Consider the following 1,451-nt stretch of genomic DNA (forward strand, 5'->3'; position numbering starts at 1 on the left):
CATGTCTGTTGTGGATGGTGCGGTGGAGGGGTCGGTGGGGTCTGGTGCGGGGGGTGGGGGTGTTCCGGGTGGGTTGTCGTCGCGGATGCGGTTGACGTTGGTGGTGTTGCTGGTGGCGCAGTTCATGCTGGCGGTGGATTTCTCGATCCTGAATGTGGCGTTGCCGGTGATCGGGCGGGGGTTGGGGTTCTCGCTGGGGAATCTGCAGTGGATCGCGACGGCGTTCGCGTTGTGCGCGGCGGGGTTCACGTTGTTGTTCGGGCGGGTGGCGGATCTGTTCGGGCGGCGGCGGTTGTTCCTGGGTGGTCTGGCGGTGCTGGGGCTGGCGTCGTTGGCGGGTGGGCTGGCGACCGGTCCTGAGGTGCTGATCGTGGCCCGGGTGCTGCAGGGGCTGGCGACGGCGGCGGTGACGCCGGCGGGGCTGTCGCTGCTGACGACGTCGTTCCCGGAGGGTCCGTTGCGGCAGAAGGCGCTGGGTTTGAACGGGGCGCTGATGTCGGCGGGGTTCACCACGGGTGCGGTTCTGGGCGGGGTGCTGACGGATCTGCTGTCGTGGCGGTGGTCGTTCTTCATCAACGTGCCGGTGGCGGCGGCGGTGCTGGTGATCGCGCCGATGGTGCTGTCGGAGTCGCGTCCCGCGGAGCGGCCGCGGCTGGACGTGCCGGGGGCCCTGGCGGTGACGCTGGGTCTGCTGGCGGTGGTTCTGGGCTTCACGCGGGCGGGGGAGCACGGCTGGGGTGATGCGGCCGCGCTGGGGATCCTGGCGGCGGGTGTGGTGCTGCTGGTGGTGTTCTACTTCGTGGAACGGCGGGCGGTGGCGCCGCTGGTCCCGGTGAGTGTGCTGGGCCGGCGCACGGTCGCGTTCGGGAACGTCGCGGGGGTGCTGGCGTTCGTGACGGAGACCTCGCTGGTGTTCTTGATGACGCTGTATCTGCAGAAGGTGCTGGGGTTCTCGCCGCTGGCGGCGGGTCTGTCGTTCGGGGTGCTGGGGCTCGGCACGGTCGCGGGCGGGGTGGTGGCCCCGCGGTTCATCGGCCGGGCGGGCACCCGGGCGGCGCTGGTGACGGGGGCGCTGGTGCAGACGGTCGCGACGGGCGCGTTGCTCGCCCTGGGCACGACGCATGCGAGTCTGGGGCTGCTGCTGCCGGCCACGTTCGTGGGCGGGGTGGGCAACATGCTGCTGATCGTGGGGTTCATGGTGACCGCGACGAGCGGGCTGCCCGATCACGAGCAGGGCATGGCGACCGGGCTGGCCACGATGAGCCAGCAGATCGGTATCACCATGGGCACCCCGGTGATGAGCGCGATCGCGACCGGCGCGATGACGACCGCCACGGTCACCGGGATCCTCCACGGCATCCGCACCGCCGTCGCGGTCAACACCGCCCTCGTCCTGGCCACCGCACTCATCGCCGCCCTCTTCCTGCGCACCCCCACCACCCAGGACTGAG

1 protein-coding gene is annotated in these 1,451 nt (G+C 71.0%); it reads left to right on the forward strand.

Annotated elements, in window-relative coordinates; genetic code table 11:
* Positions 1-85: 85 nt before the first annotated feature.
* Positions 86-1,450: an MFS transporter gene (locus tag ACFY0K_RS44695; RefSeq protein WP_390644775.1), complete on the forward strand. Its 1,365-nt coding sequence runs from the start codon at positions 86-88 to the stop codon at positions 1,448-1,450.
* The last annotated feature ends 1 nt before the right edge of the window (position 1,451 follow it).

Origin of the sequence: Streptomyces sp. NPDC001507 (assembly GCF_042894765.1) — a bacterium.
Lineage (GTDB): Bacteria > Actinomycetota > Actinomycetes > Streptomycetales > Streptomycetaceae > Streptomyces.

Coding starts and splice junctions, on each gene's coding strand:
- ACFY0K_RS44695 (WP_390644775.1), top strand. CDS start 86: ATGCGGTTGACGTTGGTGGTGTTGCTGGTGGCGCAGTTCATGCTGGCG.